Annotated in this window: 13 protein-coding genes; 5 read left to right on the top strand and 8 right to left on the bottom strand. The window is 69.0% G+C overall.

Annotated features, from left to right (window positions below; translation table 11 throughout):
- The first annotated feature begins 175 nt into the window (after positions 1-175).
- Positions 176-706: a polymer-forming cytoskeletal protein gene (locus BO221_RS25825; protein WP_073563280.1), complete on the top strand. Its 531-nt coding sequence runs from the start codon at positions 176-178 to the stop codon at positions 704-706.
- Here the strand turns inward: BO221_RS25825 and BO221_RS25820 are convergent.
- Together BO221_RS25820 and BO221_RS25815 are read right to left on the bottom strand one after the other, a co-directional pair.
- Complete coding sequence (locus tag BO221_RS25820) at positions 693-1,472, bottom strand: 1-acyl-sn-glycerol-3-phosphate acyltransferase (RefSeq protein ID WP_073563147.1); 780 nt, start codon at positions 1,470-1,472, stop codon at positions 693-695. The genes BO221_RS25825 and BO221_RS25820 overlap by 14 nt on opposite strands.
- 18 nt (positions 1,473-1,490) lie before the next feature.
- On the bottom strand, positions 1,491-2,279 hold the full coding sequence (locus BO221_RS25815) for an exodeoxyribonuclease III (RefSeq protein ID WP_073563146.1): 789 nt from the start codon (positions 2,277-2,279) through the stop codon (positions 1,491-1,493).
- 325 nt (positions 2,280-2,604) lie between these two features.
- On the opposite strand from BO221_RS25815, the gene BO221_RS56400 reads away from it, so the two are divergent.
- Both BO221_RS56400 and BO221_RS25805 read left to right on the top strand, forming a co-directional pair.
- Positions 2,605-4,905: a vanadium-dependent haloperoxidase gene (locus BO221_RS56400; RefSeq protein WP_233166258.1), complete on the top strand. Its 2,301-nt coding sequence runs from the start codon at positions 2,605-2,607 to the stop codon at positions 4,903-4,905.
- A gap of 159 nt (positions 4,906-5,064) precedes the next feature.
- On the top strand, positions 5,065-6,018 hold the full coding sequence (locus tag BO221_RS25805; protein WP_073563145.1) for an MBL fold metallo-hydrolase: 954 nt from the start codon (positions 5,065-5,067) through the stop codon (positions 6,016-6,018).
- Here the strand turns inward: BO221_RS25805 and BO221_RS25800 are convergent.
- From BO221_RS25800 to BO221_RS25780, 5 genes are all read right to left on the bottom strand, one after another.
- Entirely contained in the window at positions 5,993-6,832 is an 840-nt protein-coding gene (locus BO221_RS25800; RefSeq protein WP_073563144.1) for a helix-turn-helix domain-containing protein, read from the bottom strand. The two genes, BO221_RS25805 and BO221_RS25800, sit on opposite strands and share 26 nt — an antisense overlap.
- Before the next feature lie 18 nt (positions 6,833-6,850).
- Entirely contained in the window at positions 6,851-7,438 is a 588-nt protein-coding gene (locus BO221_RS25795; protein ID WP_073563143.1) for an NYN domain-containing protein, read from the bottom strand.
- A 55-nt stretch (positions 7,439-7,493) separates the two neighbouring features.
- Positions 7,494-8,090: a dihydrofolate reductase family protein gene (locus BO221_RS25790; protein WP_233166257.1), complete on the bottom strand. Its 597-nt coding sequence runs from the start codon at positions 8,088-8,090 to the stop codon at positions 7,494-7,496.
- A 275-nt stretch (positions 8,091-8,365) separates the two neighbouring features.
- Complete coding sequence (locus tag BO221_RS25785; protein ID WP_083681361.1) at positions 8,366-11,344, bottom strand: DUF4215 domain-containing protein; 2,979 nt, start codon at positions 11,342-11,344, stop codon at positions 8,366-8,368.
- Between the two features lie 122 nt (positions 11,345-11,466).
- Positions 11,467-12,420 carry an alpha/beta fold hydrolase gene (locus tag BO221_RS25780; protein ID WP_073563141.1) on the bottom strand — a complete coding sequence of 318 codons (954 nt, stop codon included), beginning with the start codon at positions 12,418-12,420 and terminating at the stop codon, positions 11,467-11,469.
- Between the two features lie 62 nt (positions 12,421-12,482).
- Between BO221_RS25780 and BO221_RS25775 the strand changes: the two genes are divergently transcribed.
- Together BO221_RS25775 and BO221_RS25770 are read left to right on the top strand one after the other, a co-directional pair.
- The gene (locus tag BO221_RS25775; RefSeq protein ID WP_073563140.1) at positions 12,483-13,475 is read left to right on the top strand and encodes an aldo/keto reductase; all 993 of its coding nucleotides are present in this window, start codon (positions 12,483-12,485) and stop codon (positions 13,473-13,475) included.
- A gap of 2 nt (positions 13,476-13,477) precedes the next feature.
- Positions 13,478-14,269 (top strand): phytanoyl-CoA dioxygenase family protein, encoded by a 792-nt coding sequence (locus BO221_RS25770; protein WP_073563139.1) that lies wholly within the window; start codon positions 13,478-13,480, stop codon positions 14,267-14,269.
- A 6-nt stretch (positions 14,270-14,275) separates the two neighbouring features.
- Here BO221_RS25770 and BO221_RS25765 read toward each other — a convergent pair whose 3' ends face one another.
- Positions 14,276-16,618 carry an ATP-binding protein gene (locus BO221_RS25765; protein WP_073563138.1) on the bottom strand — a complete coding sequence of 781 codons (2,343 nt, stop codon included), beginning with the start codon at positions 16,616-16,618 and terminating at the stop codon, positions 14,276-14,278.
- Between the last annotated feature and the right edge of the window lie 77 nt (positions 16,619-16,695).

Below are 16,695 nucleotides of genomic sequence, written 5' to 3'. Positions count from 1 at the left end.
GGCCAGCTCGGTAGCCCCTCTTCGTAACACGTCCGGACCATGAGGGGTGTCGTGGAATCCCGGAGCGTCCGATCCCCCGCTAAGCCACCTCGGCCAGCGCCGCAATCATTCCCGGGGACGCCCGTAGGACGGGATGCGCCGCCTCGAGCGGCCGCTCTCCCGGAGTCCACACACCATGTCCAGGCCCCTCCTGTCCGCCGTGACCACACTCGCCCTGCTCACCCTGCCCGCCGCCGCCCGCGCGGACGATGACGCCAAGACGGAGGCGAAGGACAAGGACGCGAAGTGCACCATCAGCGTCAAGAAGGGGGACCTGGTCTCCCAGGGCAAGAACCTGGTCGTCGATGGCAAGGGCGCGGTCCGGGACGCGGTGGCCATCGACGGGGACGTGGTGGTGCGCGCGGGCGCCACGGTGAATGACGTGGCGGCCATCCGTGGCAAGGTGACAGTGGAGGCAGGCGCCCGCGTGTCCGGAGACATCAACGCCATCAACGGGAACGTCCACATCCAGAAGGGCGCCACCGTCGCGGGGGACGTGACCGCCATCGGTGGACGGATTCAGGCCGACGAGGGGGCTTCCATCGCCGGGAAGAAGAACGATCTCTCCATCACCCTCAACGGAGAGGAGTTCTTCCAGAAGATCATCGGAGAGGCCCTCAGCGGCACGCTCAAGGGCGACTGCGAGCTGCGCTTCACGGAGGAGTGACGGTCCGCTCCTGCTCGGAGGGCGCCCCGCCCTCGACACCGGTGAGCGGCATCAGCGTGGCCCGGAGCGCGAGGATCTGATCCCGGGCCATCTGCTTGAGCCGCTCCAGGTCCGCGAGCGTCATGCCCTTGGTGGAGATGGGCGTGCCCACCGTCACCAGCGCGCGCGAGGTGGCGAAGCGCCACGAGTGCTTGGGCAGGGCGCGGCGCGTGCCACTCACCGCCATGGGCAGCACGTCGGCTCCCGTCTCGATGGCCAGCCGGAAGGCGCCGTCCTTGAAGGGCAGCAGATCCTCCGTCTTGGAGCGAGTGCCCTCGGGGAAGATCATCACCGGCATGCCCTTGTCCAGCCAGCGGGCGCAGACGGCCATGGCGGCCTGGGCCGAGTCCTTCTCGCCGCGGCGCACGGGGATGTCCCCGGCCAGCCACATGCTCCAGCCCACCACGGGAATCTTGAAGAGCGAGGCCTTGCCCAGCCACTTCATCTCCCACGGAAGCAAGGAGATGATGAACGGGTCCGCGTTGGACTCGTGGTTGCTCACCACCACGGTCCGGGGCGCGGGGCGCACCGGGTTGCCGTGCACGCCGAACTTCCAGAAGGGGTTGAGCTTGGCGGCGGTGACACCGATGAGCCGGAAGGCCCGGCCGGTGATCACCTTGCGCTTGTCGAAGGGCCAGGTGATGACCAGGGGCGCCTGCAGGCAGAAGCCCGTCAGGGCCACCAGGCCGGTTTCCAGCCACGCATAAATGGAGAGCAGAGCGTTCATGGAGTGCCTCCCGGCCTATCAGCGCCGGACCTTGGGGTCCAGATCCACGCTCACCGGGCAGTGGTCCGAGCCCAGGATGTGGGGGTGGATGGCCGCCCGCTTCACATAGGGCATGGCCCCGGGCGAAGCCAGCACGTAGTCCAAGCGCCAGCCCACGTTGCGCTCACGCACCCCGAAGCGCTGGCTCCACCAACTGTAGTGCCCCGAGCCCTTCTCGAAGTGGCGGAAGGTGTCCACCCAGCCCGAGCGGATCCACCGGTCCAGCTCCTCGCGCTCCTCGGGGCGGAAGCCGCTCGTCTCCCGGTTGTCCCTGGGGCGGGCCAGATCGATCTCTTGATGCGCCGTGTTGAAGTCCCCCATCACCAGGATGCGCTCGCCGTCGCGCAGGCCCTTCTCCAGCCGCGCGAAGAGGCGCCGGTAGAAGTCCAGCTTGAAGGGGACGCGGCTGTTGTCCCGCTCCTTCCCGTTGCCATTGGGGAAGTAGCAGTTGACCACCGTGAGGCGCCCGATACGGGCCACCTGGAGCCGGCCCTCGGCGTCCATCTCCTTCACGCCCAGTAACGTCTCCACATCGTCCAGCCCCTTGCGCGCGAAGAGGCCCACCCCGCTGTAGCCGGGGCGCTCCGCCGCGACGAAGTGGGTGGTGCGCCAGCCCTTCGGCGCACGGACCTCCTCGGGAAGCTGCTCCGAGCGGGCGCGCACCTCCTGCACGCCCACCACGTCGGCCTTCTCGGCCGCCAGCCAATCCAGGAAGCCCTTCTTGTGGACCGACCTCAGCCCGTTCACGTTCCAGGAGACGATGCGCACACCCGTTCATTGCCCGAGCGGCGCGCGCTTTTCCAGCGCTCCGTGAAGCTCCCTGCTTCCCCTGGGAGCGGACAGGCGGACGGCGGCCAACCGCATCGGCCCACGGCCCTGGCTGTGCGGAGTTGCTCGAAAAGAAAGACTCACAACCCTTTCCCCTCCTCATCATCACCCGGATGTTTTTGATTGTCCTGGATCAAACGCTTTCATGATTCCATTCGCGCAAGCGATTTCCACCCCGCCAATCAATGTCAGACGTGCCCTGTAGAAATCATGCTCACGCGGCGGCCAGAGGTTTTCGGCGGCTCGCGTGAGAACGGGAGCATTCATGGCCAAGGCGCATACGTTCAGCGACAACTTCAATGACAACACCATGGACACGTCCAAATGGAGTGTCTCGGGGAGTGGTGAGGCACGGGAGACCAACCAGCGGCTCGAACTCAAGCCACCGCCCCACACGAACGACGCGTTCGTCGGCTACAGGTCTCTCTCCACCTATGATCTGACCAGTTCCTCGGTGAAGGTCGAGGTGCCCCCGGCGCTGAGCATACCGGCCGGGCTGTACACCCACCTGATCGCGAGCAGCAGCGCCGGCACCTTGCGCATCATCAGGGCGAACGGCGAGATGCAATGCAGGCACACCGTCGGCGGCACCATCATCCTCGCGCGCGTTCCATACTCCCCGGTGCACCACCGCTGGTGGCAGCTTCGGGAATCCGCGGGCATCACCTACTGGGAGGTGTCGGGGGATGGCCAGCGGTGGACCACGCTGTTCAGCATGAGCAACCCGATGGACCTCACCGCGGTCCGCTTCGAGCTGCAAGCGAACGCCACCGATCCCATGCCCGCCCCGGGAGTCACCATCTTCGACTCGTTCAACACGCCCGCTTCCGGCCCCGCCCGGCGTGTGGAGGAGCGGAGATTGTCCGCCCAGGCCACACGCGAGCGGGCCGCGGAGCTCGCCGCCAGGCGGTACCACTCCGAGCACGCCAACAACAACGACGAGGTCAACTACCCGGATCGGCCCTTCATCGGGAACTACTCCAAGGGCCTCAAGCACTGCTCCTGTGGTGACCCGGAGCCCATCTCCTACGGCACGCTGCTGCGCGCGCTGGAGAGCCGGGCTCCCAGTGACTTCGAGAGCATCAACCAGCCGGAGGGGGCCAAGAAGCTCACCAACCCGCAGGCGGGGCTCGCCTTCGACGTCGCGGGTCCGGACGCGCAGGCCTTGACGCAGCCGCCCGCGCCCCGCTTCGACAGCGCGCAGACCGCCGCGGAGATGGGCGAGCTGTACTGGATGGCGCTGGCGCGCGACGTGCCCTTCATCAACTACGCCACCGAAGCCGGTACCGCTGGCAGCATCCTCGCCCGGGCCATCAGCTCGCTGAACACCGAGTTCCCCCTCTTCGGCGGCACGGCTCCCGTCACCGCGCAGAACGTCTTCCGGGGCATCTACCCCGGCGAGCAGGCGGGGCCCTACGTGTCGCAATTCCTGCTCAAGGGCAACGTGGATCCGCGCAAGCCTGACGGCCAGGGACGTGACGCCGCCGAGGGCTACATCACCTTCGGCTCGCAGGTCATCGACCAGCGGCAGTGGACGGTGAAGGGCTTCCCGCAGCTCGGGGCGGCCGCCGACTACCTCACCCGCTTCACCGAGGACTGGCTGCCGGTGCAGGACGGCCGGGATGACCGGGGCGCGGACCAGTTCGACCTGACGCAGCGCCGGTTCATCCGCAACCTGCGGGACGGGGCCAACTTCGTCCACTTCGATCAGGTGGTGAACGTGTGGTGGAACGCGGCCTTCTACCTGCTGTCCGAGCCGCGCGGGAACCAGAACCTGGGCAACGCGGCGGGCACGGGCCGGCCCCAGGTGGACATGGAGTTCTCGTTCAACGCGGGCAATCCGTACGACCCGCCTGGCACCACGGGTGACGCACGCCGGCAGGTGGGCTTCGCCACCTTCGGCCCGGTGCACCTGCTCCAGGTGCTCATCGAGGTGGCCGGGCGCACCGGGAGGGCGGTGTGGTGGCAGAAGTGGGGTGTGCACCGGCGGCTGCGTCCCGAGGAGTACGGCGGGCGCGTGGACAGTCAGTTCAACAACCGCCGCACCTACCCGCTGCACACGTCCATCATCACGTCCCTGTCCACGGGAGGGCTGGCGCCCTACTTCCCGGAGCGGTACGGCTCGTACCTGCTGCCCCAGGCGTACCCGGAGGGCTGCCCCACGCACCCGTCCTACGGTGCGGGCCACGCCTCCATCTCCGGGGCATGCGCCACCATCCTCAAGGCCTTCTTCGACGAGCGCGCCCTCATCGAGGCCCCGGTGATCTCCAGTGCGGATGGCCTCTCGCTGGTGCCTTATACGGGGACGGACGCGGGGCAGCTCACGGTGGGCGGGGAGCTGAACAAACTGGCGGGCAACATCGCCATCTTCCGCAACGCGGCGGGCGTGCACTGGCGCAGCGACTACACGGAGTCGCTGCCGCTGGGCGAGGCCGTGGCCATCGGCCTGCTGCAGGAGATGAGCATCACCTTCAACGAGGACGACGCCTTCTTCCAGCTCACGAAGTTCGACGGCTCCACCATCCGCATCTACGACGGCATCGTGGAGCAGATCTCACCGGCGTGAGCCGCCAGGGCTGAAAAGGACCGGGGGGAAGGGATTGCGCGCCTGTGGCGGATGGGAACAAAAAGCTGTCCGACCCGCGAAAGCGCGCCACGGGCATCCAGGGCACATTGCTCAACGTCGACGGGGGCCACTCCCCGGACCCACGAAAGGACGCAACCCATGAAGCGCAACTCCCTGATGACCCTGGTGCTGGCGGCGGTGCTCGCGAGCGGCTGTGCCCCGAAGCTCATCGACTCGGCGCTGGCCGGCTACACCAGTGACGCCAACGGCTTCGACACGCACTCGTTCTTCTATGACACCGGCGCGGAGGTGGTCGTCTTCGACGCGCAGTTCACCGAGGCCGAGGCGGAGAAGCTGCTCGCTACCATCCGCGCGAAGACGGGCAACCCCATCCGTTATGTCGTCGTCACCCACCCCAACCCGGACAAGTTCAACGGCGTGGCGGTGTTCCAGCGCGAGGGCGCCAGGGTGGTGGCCAGCGAGGCCACCGCGGCGGCCATCCCCTCGGTCCACGCCTACAAGAAGTATTACTTCACGAAGATCGCCGGCATGTTCACCGAGGAGACGTACCCCAAGCAGGCCACGGTGGACGTCACCTTCAAGGACAGCCTGAAGCTGCCGCTCGAGGGCGGTGCCGAGGTGGAGCTGAAGGTGCTCCAGCACCCGGGTGTCACCACCACGCAGACGGTGGCGTATCTGCCGAGGCGCAACGCGCTCGTCGTGGGTGACCTGGTCCACCACCGCGCCCACGCGTGGCTGGAGGGAGGCCTGCGCGAGGGCAAGACGGTGCCGGACCTGGACTCCTGGAAGGCGGCGCTCGAGGAGCTGGCCGCGTGGAAGGGCGCCACGGTGTACGGCGGCCGCGGCGAGAGCGCTCCGGTGGAGACGGCCATCGCCGAGGAGAAGCAGTACCTCGACACGATGAAGTCCCTGGTGTCCACGTACGCGGCGGAGCTGGGAGCGCGCAAGGCGGAGCTGTGCGGCGGCTCGCCCGGACCGCACTACGAGGAGCTCACGAAGCGCGCCACCCAGACCTTCCCCCAGTACACGCTGCCGTACATGGTGCAGTACAGCGTCTACGGCCTGGTCAACGCGCTCGCGTGCGCCGAGTAGCCGGTGCCGCTCCGGCCCGGGGCTCCGAGCCTCGGGCCACCCGCTGCCGGAAGTCCCGGGGACGCTCTCCGGTGAAGGCGTGGAAGGCATGGGTGAAGGCGGCGAGACTCTCGAAGCCCACCGCGTAGGCCGTCTGCGTCACCCGGGCCCCCTCCTCCGCGAGCAGCTCCATGGCCCGCAGCATCCGCGCGTCGTGGAGGAACCTCCGCCACGTCGTCTGGGCCTCCTCCTCGAAGCGCCGCGAGAGCGTCCTCCCGGACAGCCTCGCGGCGCGTGCCGCGTCCTCGAAGGAGATGGGCTCTCCCAGGTGCTTCAGCGTGAAGGCCATGGCCCGCTCCAGCTCCGGCGTCCGGGCCCGGGGCAACCGCCACGCCCGCGGCTCCGAGGCCCACTCGGAGAGCAATTGCGCCAGCGTCCCGAAGAAGCTGTCCGCCAGGGGCTCGCGGGGCGGACGCTCGGGACCCCAGCGCGTGGAGTACAGCAACATCTCCCGCGCGAGCGGCTCGATGATGAACACCCGGCACTCGCCCTCGGGAGGCAGGCGCACCAGCCGCGGCTCCAGGTACACCGTGCGCAGGCTCACCGGCTGGGAGACGCGCACCCGGTGCCGCGTTCCGGAGCGCAACCACGCCGCGCGCTGGGGCGGAAGCAGCCACTGAGCCTGCTCCACCTCCAGGTGCAACGCCCCCTGTGCCGAGTAGAGGAGCTGGTGCTTGCGGTGGGCATGCCACGCCGACGTGAAGGGAGACAGCTCGTCGGAGAGACAGAAGGCCGGAGCCTCCACCGTGTCCACATCCACCAGGGGTTTCGGCACGCCACGTCCCCCCGTGGATTACAGGAAGAGCGTGGGATCGAACTCGTCCACACGAACCGGGAGCAGACGCGGGAGCGGCCTCTGGAACACCCGGGCATTGAGCTCGAGGTCGAGGATCTCCAGCCCGGCGGGGACGAGCTCGCGGAAGCGCTGGCTCATGTACTCGCGCAACCCCAGGATGGCCACCTGCCGCTTCTCCTCGAGCAGCAGGCGCAGGGCATCCGCGAAGTCCGTGCCGTCATGGCTGGCGAGCGCGACCGCCGCCTTGGGGCGCTGGGTGCGGATGGCCTCCAGGAGCTTGAGGATGCCCAGGTCCACCACCTTCTGATCGGACCGGCCATGGAGGAGCGCCACGTCACAGCCGGCGGTCTTCAGGGCGCGCACGAAGCCGATCATCACATCCGGCAACTGCTCGCCCCGGGCGTTCAGCACCACCACGCAACGCACGGGTTTGGGGAAGTGCTCTTCACAGAAGGCCACCAGCCGATCGAACTGCACGCGATCCTGGGGCTCGGGCTTGCGTCCCACGACATTGGACACGGCCCAGTCGACGTTCTCTGCGTCGATGATGACGTAGGAGGCTGCGGGAGGACGTGAGGAAACCATGGCGCGGGAGAATACCCCGATCCCGCGCCATGCGAGGACGATCCTCTCCCGGGCCTCAGCGCTTGACCGCGTACTGCAGGAGCACCACCCCGTTGCGGTAGGCCTTGGTCGAGAGCAGCTCGAGATCGAGCTTGCGGGCCAGATGAGGGGCGAGCGTCTTTCCCGCGCCGAGCAGCACCGGATTCAGCTTGACGATGACCTCGTCGATGAGGCCTGCGTCGAAGAGCGCCGCCGCCAGGGGTCCGCCGCCGCACAGGTAGATGTCCTTGGGGACGCTCATCTTCGCCGCCCGCACGGCGCGGCTCATGTCGGTCTGCGTGCCGGGACGCGACTTGAGCTCCCGGATGAAGGCGACGGGGTCCTCTCGGACGATGTGCACGTGCGGATCCGTGCTGTCCTTCAGGGTGCGCGAGAAGACGTAGGTCTCCAGGGAGGGATACGGGTCGGTGATTCCCACCTTGAGCGCGGGCTCGTAGGTGCCGCGGCCCATCACCACCGTGTCGTACTCGGCCAACAGGGAGTGGAAGTAGTCCATCACGTGCTCGGGCGACAGGTTCGCTGGGAAGAAGTCGACCGAGTCGTCCTCACCGGCGATGAAGCCGTCGAGCGTCGTGGCCACGTGGTACTTGAGCTTGCGCATCTGGGATTGCATGGGGACTCCGGTTGCGTTGGAGATGGGTTCACGCCGCGCACGGGCGCGCTCCGCGCGGAATGCACGGCGGCAAGAGGAAATGAATGAAGGGGGGGCGGGTCTCCGCTCCTCGCGAACACACGGCACGACCCGATCGGCATGCGTGACAGACAGCGTCACACCCGAGGGTCACGGCACGAAGCGGAGGTCTTCAGCGAAGGGAGATCATGGACGACACGGCTTCCCGTGTCGCCGGGCAAGGTCTCACGGACGTACACCGGAGACAAGCTTCTCCTTCACCTGGCTGTCTCGTGACGAACGGTGTCTGGGGCCTCCCTGTCAACCGCCAGGTCAGCGCTGGAGCGCGGCTCCAGCTTGGAGTTGCCGTTGCGCCACTGCAGCACGCCGGTGATGGACGCGTAGAGATCGCCCACGGCCGGCATGGGAGCCCGGAAGAGGGAGTCGTTGACGCGCAGCACGCCGTCCACGACGAACTCGTGGGTGGGGCTGAAGTCTCCCGGGCCGGGCAGCGGCTCGACCTCCGTCACCTCCAGGCCCCGGACGCGGACGAGCACGCCCTCCAGCTCCCGCGCGCGCCCCCCGCCACTCGCCACTTCCCAGGACGCCACTTCGATGGGCACGGGCAACGAATTGTCCGAGCTCCGGATGGCGAGGCTGACCGGCTCGGTGACCTGCAGCTGCCCGAAGTAGTTGGTGACGAGCGCATTGCCCATGTCCACCCGGTCGCCCGCCTTGACGGTGTGGCCGGGCTTGTAGACGAAGACGCCGGAGTATCCGGGGCCGGAGTAACCGGGCTCGTCCGGGTGCACCTGGACGAAGAAGCCCGAGGTGCCCACGCCCGTCACCAGCACGTCATGGAGGGACACGCGCTGGCCCACCCATGGCCAGGAACCACTCGCCGGCGTCTTGAGCATGTAGATGCTCACCGGACACGGCGCGCCATCGGGGTTGGACACGGGGCACATATCGCAGGCGTTGCCCAGGCCATCGCCATCCGAGTCCTCCTGACCCGGGTTGTACGTGTAGGGGCAGTTGTCCCTGGAGGTGGGCACGCCGTCGCTGTCCGCGTCGCTGGGATCATGCGAGGCGCAGAAGGGGGTGTGCGCATCGAGCGGGCACACGTCGCACGCATCCCCTGCCCCGTCTCCGTCCGAGTCCGGCTGCATCCCGTTGTCCAGGGGACGCACGGGGTTGAAGAAGTTGGGGCAGTTGTCGAGGGTATCGGGCACACCATCGCCGTCGAGGTCATGGAGCTCGGGAATGCCCGAGTACGACGTCGAGCCATTCACGGAGCCGGGGAAGCGCGAATCGGTGGACGCGCGGCTCGGCGTGCACGAGGGCTCGCCCGAGGGCGCCGTGGAGCAGAAGAAGAGCGGGTAGGCACCCGGATTCTGGCTCTGGAGGGAGGCGAGCGACTCCGAGATCTCCGGCTGGAGGCATACCCGGCGCGAGGCCCCGCACACCTCGAGCGCATCGCAGCCGGTGGCACCGAGCGCCTCGACCAGCGCCGAGTCGCCATAGAGCGGCTTGCCTCCACGCAGGGTGAGGACCACGTCCTCGGGGTTGGCGGCGATGACGGCGCGGTGCGGCGAGTGCTCGAAGGCGTTGAGCCGGAAGATGGCGATGTCCGCGATCCTTCCAGGGCTCAGGTCACCGATCTTCGACGCGGTCCGCGTGGCCAGGGCCGCGTTGCGGGTGACCAGGGACCACAGCTCGGCATCGCTGAAGGTGGCGTTGTAGTAGACGCTGTTGAGGTAGTCCGCGCAGCGCAGCTCGCGCAGCAGGTTCATCGAGCCAGTGGTCAACCAGTCCGTGCCCAGCGCGACGTTGACGCCCATCCGCTTGTGGATGGCCACCTGGGCGGTGTCTCCGTAGAGGGCCACGTTGGAGCGCGGAGACCAGACGAGGCTCGCGCCCCGGGAGGCCATGCGCCCGATCTCCGGCACGCGCAGGCCGATTCCCTGGACGATCGCCGTCCGGGAGCCGAGCAGATCCTGCCCGGATGGGTCCACGCCCGAGGTGCAGAGGAACTCGTTGAGGGCGGAGGTCTCGATACCCTCGGCGACGTGCGTCAGGAAGGCGGAGTCGCTCGGAATGTCACTCGGCGGAGCGATGAACGGATAGGCGCAACCGCTGGTCAGCTCGGTGCCCATGGAATCCCCCAGGGGGAAGGTCTCGTAGTTGAGGCCGCTGACCCCCGCCCCCAGCCCTTCCTGGTTGCCGCCGCTCGTGGAGGTGCTCGGCTTGTCGAGGTTGCGCAGCAGCCCGTTCTCACCGCCGCCTCCAGCGATGGAGGTGGTGCCCGCCATGACCTGACGCAATTCCGCCCAGCGGATGGCCGCGCTGCTGGAGATGAAGGACAGGATCCTCGTGTGGCCATCCTGGCCCATGCGCCAGTCGTGGCGGTGCTCGTAACGCTCCGAGGTGAAGCCGGAGAAGGGCCCGTCCTGGTAGATGATGTGGTCATGCGGGTTGATGAGACCCGGCGACACGACGCCCTCCGGGCACACCACCCGCGTGGCCGAAGCCGCCCCGGACATGCTGGAGCAATCGCAACCCACGCATTGGATGACACCGTCCGGCTCGAAGAGGACCTGGCCACCGTTGTAGACCCTGTCCGGCGCGAGGATGACGCCCGTGATGAGGCGGCTGGCGCTTCCCGGCGTCACCGAACACGTTCCCGGCGTGGGCGGCGGCAGCGAAGAGCCCGGGCACTCGATGACTGGCCCCGTGCCCGCGTCGGGGCCCGGCTCCCAACCTCCATCGGAGCCAGCATCCGGCCATGTGCCCGCATCGCCGGTTCCCGCGTCATGACCCGCATCTGGCCATGTGCCTGCATCCTCGGGGAAGCCAGCATCCACGGGGGTACCTGCGTCCGCGGCCTCCGTGCCCGCATCGACGGCCGACAGGGTGCAGTTGTTCTCGCACCCATCGCCCTCCACGGTGTTGCCATCATCACACTGCTCCGGTGGCTCGGAGATCGCATCGCCACAGACTGGCCCCGAGGGCCCCGCGTCCGAGCCCGCATCCGTCCGCGGCCCCGCGTCCGTCGCCGCGTCCGTGCCGATGACGACCGGCAGGGTGCAGTTGTTCTCGCACCCGTCACCGCCCGTGGTGTTGCCGTCGTCGCACTGCTCGGCGCCAGTCATCACGCCATCGCCACAACGCTCCGCTTCCTCTCCTTCAACGCACCCCGTGAGCACGAGCAGGACCGCGGTGAAGGCAACGATTCCGAGACGGCGGGCTGGCAGCATCGAGCACACCTGCTCCGGTACGGAGAGTCCCGCGGAAGGCGGGGACCGGATCGGCGCCCATCATGCCCGAGAGGTCATCCAAGTGACACACGCGCCCTTCCACCCGGGGCGGAACGCCCCTCTCAGTGCGTCAGCACCGGGTACGCCGGGCCCACCCCGCATTTCTGCCGGAATGCGCGCACGACCTCGGCGATTTCCGTGCCCGCCTCCACCAGGCCCGCGTGGCCCGCGTCCTCCACCAGCACCCACTCCGCGGCGGGCATCCGCTTGCGCATCCGCTCCATCTCGCGCAGGGGTATCAGGAGATCATTCTTCGCGGCGATGAGCTGCGTGGGCACCCGGATCTCCGGCAGTACGTCCCAGCATGGCGGGCAGTCCACCAGGCCGCGCATCATCATCCAGAAGGCCTGCGGATCCATCCGGCGCAGGGCGAGCATGAACTCCACGATGTCCGCGCGCGGAGCACGCGCCCTCAGCAGACCCGAGACCCGCCCGAGCGGATACGCCAGCCGCGAGGCGAGCACCTGATGGACGAACGGCGCCACCCGGGGCACCAGCGGCGTCAGCGTCTTCAGGGCGCGGCCGAGGGTGGCGTGTCCACCCGGCAGGGGGATGAACCAGGCGCTCGGATCCGGAGAGGACGGACTGCCGGCGATGAGCGTCATGGCGGGCACCAGCTCCGGCCGCCGCCGGTACAGCTCCAGCACCACCCTGACGCCCATGGAGAACGCCACGTGGTGGGGCGGGCGCCCATCGCCCCGGACCATCATCTCCTCGGTGACGCGCTCCAGGTCATCCACATGGACGCGCAGCGCATAGTCGCCATCGACGGACAACTGGCTGCGGCCATGGCCCCGGTAGTCCCAGTGCACCACCCGGTGGTCCTGCTCCAGATCCGCGACGATGTAGCGCCAGAAGTTCTCCGACGTCCCGATGCCGTTGGTGAGCAGCACGGACGGACGGGAGGCGAGCGTGGGTTCCGCCTCGCTCTCCGGGGCATTGCCCACATGCGTGTGATACGCGACGCGGGTGCCATCGGGAGCGGTCACGAAGCGGGTGAGGCGGAGGTAGGGCATAGTGCACCACCATTCGGCCGCTCCCCCCTTGGCGCAAGGTCCGGCGTTCACTAGTGGCTATCATGACCCCTCCCCTTCCCCTCTCGCGTTGGCTCGAGCCCCGTGCATCCGGGCCCGGAGCGCCACCCGCCGCCGTCTCCGTGGGCACGATGAACTTCGGGGCGCGCACCCCGGCGCCCGAGGCGCAGCGGATCATCGCCCGGGCCCTGGAGCGCGGCGTGCCCTTCTTCGACACGGCCAACTCCTATGGCAACGGAGAGGCCGAGCGGCTCCTCGGCCAGGCGCTGCGCGGCCGGAGGGCGGAGGTGGGCATCGCCACCAAGGTGGGGCTGGCGCGCGTCCGGGGCAAACCCGAGGGCCTCGCCCGGGAACAGGTGGTGCGTGCGGTGGAGGACAGCCTGAAGCGGCTCGGGACGGACTACGTGGACGTGCTCTACCTGCATGCCCCGGATGCCGCCACGCCGGTGGAGGAGACGCTGGAGGCCGTGCACGGACTGCTGCGCGCCGGCAAGGCGAGGCACTGGGGCGTGTCCAACCACGCCGCCTGGCAACTGCTGGAGCTGCGCGGCCTGTGCGATGCGCGCGGCATGCCCCGGCCGGCGGTGTCCCAGGTGCTCTACAACGTGCTGGTGCGCCAGGTGGAGGTGGAGTACCTGCCCTTCACGAGGCGCTACCCCATCCACACCACCGTCTACAACCCGCTGGCCGGAGGGCTGCTCTCCGGACGCCATGTGCCGGGCGGCACCATCCCCGCCGGCTCCCGCTTCGACGGCAACCGCTTCTACCAGCGCCGCTACTGGTCCGAGCGCCTCCTGGAGCAGGCCGTGCGCCTGCGCGAGGTGGCGGAAGCCGCGGGCCTCACGCTGGTGGAGCTCGCCTACGCATGGCTGGCGGGGCGGCCCGGGGTGGACTCGGTGCTGGCCGGCCCGGCGACGGTGGAGCACCTGGACGCGGCGCTGGACGCCTGCGCGAAGCCGCTGCCCCCGGAGGTGGCCTCGCACGTGGACGAGCTCTCCCGGGAGTGGCTGGGCACGGACGCCACGTACGCGAGGTGAGCATGTTGGCGGTGGATGTGGAGACGTTCGACCTGGCCGGGCCGCTGGCGCACTACGCCGAGCACGGCTACGCACGCCTGGGCCGGCTGCTCGCCCCCGAGGGCCTGGAGACGCTGCGCGAGCGCGCGGACGATCTGATGCTGGGCCGGGTGAGCTACCCAGGCTTTTTCTGGCAGATGGACGCGCCCACGGGCCGCTATGAGGACGCGCCGCTGGGGCTCGGCTGGCAGGGGCCGTCGCTGGACTACCGCAAGCTGGAAAAGCTGGAGAAGGATCCGCGCTTCCTCGAGTGGATGGAGAACCCGCTCTTCGAGCGCCTCGCCCGGACGCTCATCCCCGGGGACATCTGCCTCTACCGGGCCATCCTCTTCCACAAGGGCCAGCGGGGCGGCAGCGAGCTGCCCTGGCACCAGGATGGCGGCAAGCTGTGGGGCCTCACGAAGGATCCCGAGCTGCAACTGTGGACGGCGCTGGACGACGCGCCCCTGGACGGGGGCTGCGTGGAGGTGGTGCCGGGGAGCCACCGCTGGGGGCTGGCCACGGCGCTCGGGGGCGTGGTGCCGCCGGATCAAGTGGCGGCGCGAGGGGCGGACCGGCTCGCGGTGCCGCTGCCGGTGGAGGCCGGGGAAGTCCTGCTCCTCCACAACTACGTGTGGCACCGCTCGAGGCAGAGCCGCACGGGCCAGCGGCGGCGGGGCTTCTCGGCCTGCTACATGAGCGCGGACACCCGCTGCGTGCGAAAGAAGAAAGCGCCTCGGGACTTCTTCCCGCTCTTCCGCCGCGCCTCGCGCTGAGGCGCCCTACGCCGTCTTCAGCTTCTTGCGGATGGCGGGCAGGCTGATGCGGAAGGTGCTGCCCCGGCCCACCTCGCTGTGGGCGGTGATCTCCCCGCCAAAGCCGGTGATGATGCCGTGGCAGATGGACAGTCCGAGCCCCGTGCCCTCTCCCACCGGCTTGGTGGTGAAGAACGGATCGAAGATGCGATCCATCACCTCGCGGGGCATGCCACACCCGGTGTCCTTCACCTCGATGATGGCGTGGTTGCTCTCCGTGCGCAGGGTGACGCGGATCTCGTTCTTGTCCGGCTGGCCGGCGTTGATGGCATGGGCGGCGTTGATGAGCAGGTTGAGCACCACCTGGCCGAACCGGGCCTCACTGCCCTCCACCAGCGGCACATCGGTGGACACTTCCCTCACCACGTTGGCGCGGTGGCGCAGCTCGCCGCGCGCCAGCATCAGCGCCGAATCGACGACGCGCTTCAGATCCACCGACGTGGGCTGCTCCTCGTCGCCGCGCGAGAACGTCTTCAAGTCCTGAACGATGAGGCGCACGCGGTTGACGCCCTCGTTCGTCTCCCGGAGCACCTCCTCCACCTCGCCCAGCCGCCCCTCGGGCAGCAACGGGTTGATGGCCTGCAGCTCCTCCGAGAGGAACGACAGGTTGGAGATGACGAAGGCCAGCGGGTTGTTGATCTCGTGCGCCACGCCCGCGGCGAGCGTACCCACCGAGGCCAGCCGGTCGGCGACGACGAGGCGCGCCTGGATCTGCTTGCGCTCGGTCAGGTCGCGCGCGCTCACCAGCGTGGCGGGCTGGCCGGCGAAGACGAGCCGCAGGCTGCTGATCTCCGCCGTGAGCAGACCGCCGCCGGGAGGCAGGAAGCGGATCTCCCGCACACGGTTGGAGGCGCCCCGGCCGGGCAACCCATCGAGCGTGCCGGCGGCGGCGCCGCGATCCTCCGGGTGGACGAAGTCCAGCAGCGAGCGGCCCACCAGCTCGCTGGACTTGAGCCGCAGGAAGGAGGACGCGGACGGGTTGACGTAGAGCAGCGGCCCGCCCCGGTGCACGAAGATGGCCTCGGGCGAGCCCTCGATGAGGGCGCGGAAGCTCTCCTCGGAGCGGCGCAGGGCCTCCTCCGCCGCCTTGCGCTCGGTGATGTCGAAGGACACGCCTCCGAGGAAGCGCCGGCCCGAGCTGTCGCGGGCGATGAAGCGGTAGGTGAGGAACTGGCGCGGCTCGCCCTCCGGCGTGGGCATCATGCTCTCGGAGACCGAGGGCTGGCCGGACTTGAAGGCCTGCTCGTCCTGCTCACGCAGGTGGGCCACCGTCTCCGCCGGCATGAGCTGCTCGTCGGGGATGGTGCTCACGTCCACGCCGGGCGCCAGGCCGAAGAAGCGCCGGAAGGGCTCGTTGACGAAGACGCGCCGGCCCGCCTCGTCCTTCATGTACGCGAGCGCCGGGTTGTTGTTGAGGAAGGAGTCGAAGAGGTGCTGGCTCTCCTGGAGCGCGGTGACGATGGAGGCCACCTCCGTCATCAGCGCCTGCTTCGCCGCGTGCTCGGCGGCGTTGCCCATGGCGGCCCCGAGCAGTCCGGCCATCAACTCCAGCGTGCGCTCGTCCGAGTCCACGAAGGCGAACGGCACCTGTGAGGCGATGCTCAGCACGCCCACCGTCTGGTTGTCGCGCTTGAGGGGCACGTTCAGCATCGAGCGCACCTTGAGCCGGCGCGCCGCGGCCACGTTGGCGCGAGGATCCCGCTCGGTGTCGTCGGTGCGCATCACCTCGCCGCGCAGCACGCTGCTGCCGGCCATGGTGTTGGCGATGGGCAGGCGCGCGCCCTCGAACTGCTTCGAGTAGCCCGTGCAGACCCGGTAGTACATCTCCTCGCCCTCGATGATGCCCACGGCCGCGCCACCCGCGCCGCAGAGGATCATCGCCCGCTCGGCGATGAGCCGCATCACCACGTCCAGATCCAACCCCGCCAGCGCGATGTCGTTCTGCGTCTGGATGATGGCGGCCAGCCGCTCGATCTCCCCGCGCGCGGACTCCTCGTGGGACTGCCGGCGCATGAAGGCGTAGCAGCGGCGCTCGAAGAGGGCGATGCGGGCGCGCACGTCCACCGGGTTGAAGGGCGCGACCAGGTAGTCGTCCACGCCGATCTCCATCAGCGGGGCGATGTCCTCCTCCGAGAGGCCGTCGGCCATGCCGAGCACGGACACCTCGGCGGCGCGGATCTGCGCGCGCAGCCGGTTGAACCAATCGGACTTCTCGCGGACCTGTTCGGCTCCAACGACCAGCACATCCACCAGGGAGATGGTGGCGGCGGTGACCTCGGGGCCCGAGGCGACCACCACCTCATGTCCCATCCGGGAGAGCTCCGCCCCAATGGGGTGGTCACCGTCGCGACTGAGGAGGAGAAAGCGCATGGAGGCAGGAGCGGATT

It is taken from the genome of Archangium sp. Cb G35 (genome assembly GCF_001896145.1).
Classification (GTDB): domain Bacteria; phylum Myxococcota; class Myxococcia; order Myxococcales; family Myxococcaceae; genus Archangium; species Archangium violaceum.
Note: the sequence above shows the minus strand (reverse complement) of the source record. Positions and strands in the feature narration are given on the sequence as shown.